This window comes from Clostridium arbusti SL206, from assembly GCF_000246895.1.
GTDB lineage: Bacteria > Bacillota > Clostridia > Clostridiales > Clostridiaceae > Clostridium_I > Clostridium_I arbusti.
In genome coordinates this window covers 1-6,880 of sequence record NZ_BAEV01000147.1, presented here as the reverse complement: position 1 = coordinate 6,880, position 6,880 = coordinate 1, and the positions used below count along the sequence as shown (strand labels likewise).

Annotated in this window: 7 protein-coding genes; 4 read left to right on the top strand and 3 right to left on the bottom strand. The window is 31.2% G+C overall.

All coding sequences use genetic code 11. The annotated features are described in order from the left end of the window. Nucleotides 1-16: 16 nt before the first annotated feature. Together RH99_RS17285 and RH99_RS17280 are read right to left on the bottom strand one after the other, a co-directional pair. Nucleotides 17-715 carry an LrgB family protein gene (locus RH99_RS17285; protein WP_010241245.1) on the bottom strand — a complete coding sequence of 233 codons (699 nt, stop codon included), beginning with the start codon at nucleotides 713-715 and terminating at the stop codon, nucleotides 17-19. Next, nucleotides 712-1,068, bottom strand: coding sequence for a CidA/LrgA family protein (locus tag RH99_RS17280; protein ID WP_010241243.1), 357 nt, complete (start codon nucleotides 1,066-1,068; stop codon nucleotides 712-714). Before RH99_RS17280 ends, RH99_RS17285 begins: the two co-directional genes overlap by 4 nt. A 316-nt stretch (nucleotides 1,069-1,384) precedes the next feature. On the opposite strand from RH99_RS17280, the gene RH99_RS17275 reads away from it, so the two are divergent. The 4 genes from RH99_RS17275 to RH99_RS17260 all read left to right on the top strand — a co-directional run bounded on the left by RH99_RS17275 (nucleotide 1,385) and on the right by RH99_RS17260 (nucleotide 6,063). Next, complete coding sequence (locus RH99_RS17275; RefSeq protein ID WP_010241241.1) at nucleotides 1,385-2,122, top strand: tRNA1(Val) (adenine(37)-N6)-methyltransferase; 738 nt, start codon at nucleotides 1,385-1,387, stop codon at nucleotides 2,120-2,122. Nucleotides 2,123-2,199: 77 nt separating this feature from the next. Further along, complete coding sequence (gene rsmI / locus RH99_RS17270) at nucleotides 2,200-3,042, top strand: 16S rRNA (cytidine(1402)-2'-O)-methyltransferase (protein ID WP_010241235.1); 843 nt, start codon at nucleotides 2,200-2,202, stop codon at nucleotides 3,040-3,042. A gap of 265 nt (nucleotides 3,043-3,307) precedes the next feature. Beyond that, nucleotides 3,308-4,654, top strand: coding sequence for a C40 family peptidase (locus tag RH99_RS17265; RefSeq protein WP_010241232.1), 1,347 nt, complete (start codon nucleotides 3,308-3,310; stop codon nucleotides 4,652-4,654). Nucleotides 4,655-4,896: 242 nt separating this feature from the next. Continuing rightward, the gene (locus RH99_RS17260) at nucleotides 4,897-6,063 is read left to right on the top strand and encodes a C40 family peptidase (protein WP_010241230.1); all 1,167 of its coding nucleotides are present in this window, start codon (nucleotides 4,897-4,899) and stop codon (nucleotides 6,061-6,063) included. A gap of 198 nt (nucleotides 6,064-6,261) precedes the next feature. Here RH99_RS17260 and RH99_RS17255 read toward each other — a convergent pair whose 3' ends face one another. Then, nucleotides 6,262-6,507: an AbrB/MazE/SpoVT family DNA-binding domain-containing protein gene (locus RH99_RS17255; RefSeq protein ID WP_010241227.1), complete on the bottom strand. Its 246-nt coding sequence runs from the start codon at nucleotides 6,505-6,507 to the stop codon at nucleotides 6,262-6,264. Between the last annotated feature and the right edge of the window lie 373 nt (nucleotides 6,508-6,880).

Sequence of the window (6,880 nt, the reverse complement as noted above, 5' to 3'; positions counted from 1 at the left end):
TTTTTATATATTTATTTTATAAGAAACTAAAAACATTTGAGACTATAGGAGCTAATATTACTGTTAAAAGACCAGCCACACCAATGGCCAAGCTACTCATGGCACCTTCTATTTCACCCATCTCTATAGCTTTTGTAGTACCTATAGCATGAGAAGAAGTACCTAAAGCAATACCTTTAGCGATTGGATCTTTGATTTTTAAGATCTTAAATACAACTGGCCCTACCACTGCACCTATAATTCCAGTTATAATGATAGCAGCAACCGTTATTGGGGGAATACCTCCAATTTGTTTTGAAACTTCCATGCCTATTGGGGTTGTAACTGATTTTGGTATCAATGATAAATCTATATTTTTAGGAATAAGGAATATACGACATAGTATTACTATACAGCACATCCCTGATAAGGAGCCCACTGTTATACCTACCATTATTGGGATTGCATTCTCTTTCAAAAGCTGCAACTTTTTATAAAGTGGTACAGCAAGTATAACCGTTGATGGAGTTAAAAAGAAATTAATTAAATCTCCACCCTTATTATAGGTTGCTACACTTATGTTAAATACTTTAAGTAAAACTATTACGATTATAATTGCAATAAGTAATGGATTAAATATAGGAAAATTTGTTTTCCTATATAGAAAACAACCTATTTCAAAAGCTATTAATGAAATCATAACAGAAAAAATAGGTGAGCTAATTACTGCACTCATTTAGAATCAACTCCTTTTTTTTGTAATGCTCTTACCACTAAACTAGTAACTGTCATTATTATTATAGTTGATAAAAAGCAAATAACTAAAAGAATAGGCCAGCTATTCTTAATAATTCCATAAGATGCAATAAGTCCAACTCCAGCAGGTAAGAAGAAGAATGCTAAATGGTCAAGTAAGAACTTACTTATTAAATCAATTTTATCAAGTTTAACAATTCCGGTACAAAGACATACTAGTAAGATTATTAAACCAAGAACATTACCTGGTATTGGTAATTTAAGAATAGTACTTAAAAGACTACCAACAAAGCATATTGCCACAATTATACAAAGTTGTCTTAAAAGTTTCATAAGGATCACCCCATTTCACAAAATATATACTTATAATATAAACCTTTTTTGTTCGAAAATGTTCGTTTCACGAAAAGATAAAATAATGTTAATATTCAATTAATTTAATGGCAATTGTGTATTTTTATGCGTATTTGTGAAATATTTGAAATTAAGTCAATTAAAAATACTTCATAAATCTTCAGTGATGTAAAATATATTCTAAATGGACAATTATATAAAGTCAATTATAAAGTATATAATTTTTAATTTTAAAGTAATACATCTATGGTGTATAATATTAAGAAAGATTTTTAATGGAAAAGGTGGATAAAATATGAGTTTCCTAAGGGAAGATGAGACATTAGACGATTTGCAACTTAAAGGTATTTCTGTCATACAGAAAAGGAATGCCTTTAGGTTTGGTATAGATGCAGTACTCTTAGCTAATTTTGCCAAAATAAAAAAAGGCATGACAGTAATTGACTTATGTACGGGAACTGGTATAGTTCCTTTTATAATTTCCGGTAAAACAGAAGCTTCAAAAATTTTTGGAATAGAAATACAAGAAGATATGGTAAATATGGCAAACAGATCAGTAGATTATAATAAATTACAAGATAGAATTAAATTTATTAATGGAGATATTACAGATATTAATCTGATTAAAACTATGACAAAGACAGATGTAATTACAGTAAATCCTCCATACAAACTTAAAAACTCTGGTATTATAAACCTTAATGATAAAAATGCTATAGCAAGACATGAAATATGTTGTAATTTAGAAGATGTAGTAATTGCAGCAAGAATACTTTTAAAGGATAATGGAAGAATGTTTATGGTGCATAGGCCAGAGAGAATAGCGGATATACTTTGCCTTATGAGAAAACATAAGATAGAGCCTAAGACTATACAAATGATCCATCCAAGTGTAAATAAAGCACCAAATATTGTACTTGTAGAGGGGCATAGGGACGGTGGAGCATTTCTTAAGTGGAGAGAACCAATTTATGTACATAATGAAGATGGAAGTTATACTAACGAAATAGAAAAAATTTATGGAAGAGCATAGTAAGGTATAATGAAAAAATAGGCTAGCATACTGACTAGTTATTTATTTGAATATGACTAAAGGAGATTAGATTAATTATGACAGGAAAATTATATTTAGTAGGTACTCCAATAGGAAATTTAAGGGATATTACATTGAGAGCACTGGAAACTTTAAAGGAATGTGATATAGTTGCAGCTGAAGATACTAGACAATCTCTTAAACTTCTAAATCATTTTAATATAAAAAAGACCATGATAAGTTATCATAAATTTAATGAAAATGATAAATCTAATCAAATTATTGACTTACTTTTAAGTGGTAAAAACATAGCGCTTGTAACGGATGCGGGTATGCCTGGAATATCTGATCCAGGAAGTGTTATAGTAAATAGATGTATAGAAAATAATATAGATTTTGAAGTAATACCAGGAGCTACAGCGCTTATTACAGCACTTGTATATTCAGGAATAGATACAGGAAAGTTTACATTCAGAGGTTTTTTACCAAGAGAGAATAAGAATAGGTGTGAAGTTTTAGAAGAAATAAAAGAATATAGAGATACCATTATAATATATGAAGCACCACATAGACTTAGGAACACTCTTGATGCTTTGTTAGATGTATTAGGGGATAGATGTATATCAATATGTAGAGAACTTACTAAGCTCCATGAGAATATATTTAGAGATACTATAAAAGGTGCTGTAGAATATTATAGAAATAATGACCCGAGAGGAGAATATGTACTTATAATATCTGGTAAAAGCGATGAGGATATTGAAAAAGAAAAAAGAGCTAAATGGGAGAATTTGACTATAAAAGAGCAGATAATGAGATGCATAGCTGAAGGCTCTACTAAAAAAGAAGCCATTAAAATTACAGCTAAGGAAAGAGGAATTTCAAAATCAGAAGTATATAAACATTCTTTAGATATATAAAGAGGATTTTATGGGAATTATTTTTAGAATTACCATTTAAGAAGTAAATTTAGTGGTATAATTTAATTAGTTTTGTAAATTAGCCTAAAATAGTGTATATCAATTAGAAAACCTTGATATTTTTAAGTATACTAAGGAATTCATTGAATATATATCAAATATCTATATTGTAGTATATAGGCTATTAATGTTAAAATATATAACAATGGGTAATTTTAGAATAGTACGAAAGTATAATAATATAATTAACAAGGGGGAATAAAAGTTGCATAAGAGGATAATATGTATCGTTATGGCAGTAGGTGTTGTATTAGGGGTTAGCACTAAAGCTTTTGCAGAGCCATCTTTAAATGATCAGTTGAATGCATCGCAAAGTCAGTATCAGCAAAGTGAAGCTTCGTTAAATGCATCGCAGGCTAAGTATGCTCAATTGGAAGACAAAATAGAGGCTTTAGATAATAAGATACAGAAGAGCATGGCTGAAGCTGACCAAATAAAGGGTAAAATAGACAAGACCCAAGGAGACATAGCTGAGCAAAAGAAGAATTTAGAGAAAGCTCAACAACGTGTAAAGGCAGAGCAGGATCTATATAAAAATAGACTAAGAGCTATGTATATAATGGGTAATGACGGATATTTAAGTGCATTATTGGACTCAAAGGGATTTAGTGATTTTATAACAAAAATTGATAATATAAGCAAGATTGCTGAATTTGATAATAAGGCAATAGCTTCATTGAATGAAAGACAACAGGAAGTTCAACAAAAGAAAGATTCTCTAGAGGACAATAAAAAGAAATTGGTTTCATTACAGGCTGAAAGCAATAAAAACATAGCGGATTTAGGAAAACAAAGAACGGCTCAAGATCCTTTAATTGCACAGTATAAAGCTGATATTGCAGCAGCAACTACAGCTAGTACTAACGCAAAGGCACAAGTAGATGTAGTAAATGGTAAAATAACGGCACAGAAGAATGCAGAAGCAGCGGCACAAGCAGCGGCAGCAGCTCAGGAAGCACAAGTAGCGGCAGCGGCACAAGCAGCAGCAACAGCAGCGGTTAAACCAGTTGCTAGCGCACCAGCTCCAGCTACAACGACTACAGCATCTGCAAACACAGCACCTGTAAGTGTTAATAGAGGTCAAGTTAAAGTAAGTATACCATCTACATCAGCTACACCAGCTACAAAAAATACAACTAAAAATACAAATTCATCAGCAAATCAGTCAGCACCAGCACCAACTCATTCAAGTGCTGCATCTGGATCTGTAATTAGTTATGCAGAACAGTTTATTGGAGTACCATATGTTTGGGGAGGTACAAGCCCTAGCGGATTTGATTGTTCAGGTTTTGTTCAATATGTATATGCTCATTTCGGTGTATCAATAGACAGGACAAGCCAGGCACAATTTGGAGATGGTGTAGCAGTAAGTCAGTCAGATCTTCAACCAGGAGATTTAGTATTTTTCCACGATGATGGATCAGGTCCAGGACACGTTGGAATGTACATAGGAGGCGGAAATATAATACATGCACCTCATACGGGAGCAACAGTTACAATAGTTCCACTTTCATATATGAACGGATATTGTGGAGCAAGAAGAGTGAGATAGGTTTTACCTATCTCTTTTCTTTTGTAAATAATAGTCTAAAATTAATACATATTAGTATATAGTAGAATATAATAGCGAAAACAGAAGTATTCCCATTGAATTTACAATAGACAAGGGATAGTGAGGTTTAAATATGTTGCATCACTTTATTTATTAATGATATAATGAAAAGAGTGGTTTCAAAAACTACTAAACACATAGTTTTATGAGGATATGTACAACTAAACAAAGGGGGAATTTAGGTGCACAAAAAATTACTATGTGCTGTTGTAGCGTTGGGTATTACTTTATCCATGAGTGCAAGAACTTTTGCAGATCCATCTTTAGATGATCAGTTGAATTCGGCACAGGCTAACTATAAGCAAGGTCAGAGTATGCTTAATTCAGCACAAAAAAAAGCTAGCGATTTACAGGCACAGATAGAATCACTAGATAGCGAAATTCAAAATGGAATGGCTCAGGTTGGTAGTTTAAACGGTAAGATAAGTAATGCAGAAGCTGACATAAATGTATCACAAGAGAAGATTAAGAGATCAGAAGAAAATATAAAGATAGAGCAAAGCAATTATAATGAGACTATAAGAGCTATGTATATTAGTGGGAATAATGGCTATGTAAGTACGTTATTAGAATCAAAGGGAATAAGTGATTTTATTTCAAGAGTTGATAACATAAAAACAGTAGCTAATTATAATGATAGAGTAATTTCAGATTTGAACTCAAGAAAACAGGAAGTGCAGAAGAAAAAGGATGCTCTTGAAGGAGAAAGACAGAAGTTAGTTGCCTTCAAAAGTGAACAAAATAAAAAACTGGATTCTTTAAATAAACAAAAAGCAATACAAGCACCATTGATTGCTCAGGCTAATGATGAAGTTAATTCAGCACAGCAATTAAGCGCATCAGCAAATGCACAGATTTCAGCTATAAATAAAAAAGTACAGGATATGAAAGCGGCACAACAAGCTGCTCAGGCAGCGGCTTCGGCAAGCAGAAGTGTTGCTAGTGTCTCTGTTAATAGAGGTGGGACTCCACCGCCAGTAACTGGAGGATATTCAAGTGATGCTATAGTTACTTATGCTGCAAAGTTCCAAGGTGTAAACTATGTTTGGGGTGGGACAAGCCCTAGTGGATTTGATTGTTCTGGATTTGTACAGTATGTATATGCTCATTTTGGTATATCGATACCTAGGGTTAGTGAAGATCAATTTAACTTTGGTACTCCAGTAGATGCATCAAATCTTCAACCGGGAGATTTAGTATTCTTTAATAACAAAGGAAATGGTCCAGGCCATGTTGGTATGTATATAGGTGGAGGTCTAATGATTCATGCACCTCGTACTGGAGATGTAGTTAAGATTGTACCACTTTCAAGTCATGGTAGTTATTGTGGAGCAAGAAGAGTAAAGTGATAAATATAGTAAATTACATAAGATATATTTAAACATGATTTTTATATACTTATAAAGGTTAAATAAAAAAATATAAAATCTTCGCTTATAATTATGTTATTGTACTAGGAATATAATAAATAAGTGAAGATCTTTTTTTATTATAAAATTAAAAAACAGATGATTTTTAAATCATCTGTTTTTTAATAGAAAGTATGATTATCTACCTTGTTTTAATTCTTCTAAACAAGACTTACAAATATTTTTACCCTTATAATTAACAACATCTCTAGCATCACCACAAAATATACAAGCTGGTTCATATTTTTTTAATATGATTTGTTCGCCCTCTACATAAATTTCTAAAGCATCTTTTTCAGCTATGCTTAAAGTTCTTCTTAATTCTATAGGGATAACTATTCTACCTAGTTCATCAACTCTTCTTACTACACCTATTGATTTCATTTTATATTTCCTCCTTGAAGTACACTATTCGACAAATATTATAATTAAATAATAACAAATATTACAATAAAAGTCAATACTTATTTTTAATCTTTTATTTTTCGCTAGAAAATTACTACAAAATTCCATCTATAGTAAATATACTACCATATTATAGAAAAGTCAATATTTTTTTCTCATGCGTACAAAGCTATGTATATAGGGACATAGTAAAAAAAATACATAAAAATATTTAATTTTATTAAAGTCTAATTAATAAAAAAATAAAAGTAACTTTATGGATTTTATTTTTGTTTTTGTCGAAGAATTAGCATTATCTATTTTAAAATGTGTCTATAAAAAATAAAAAGAAGAAATTATATATACTACGTGT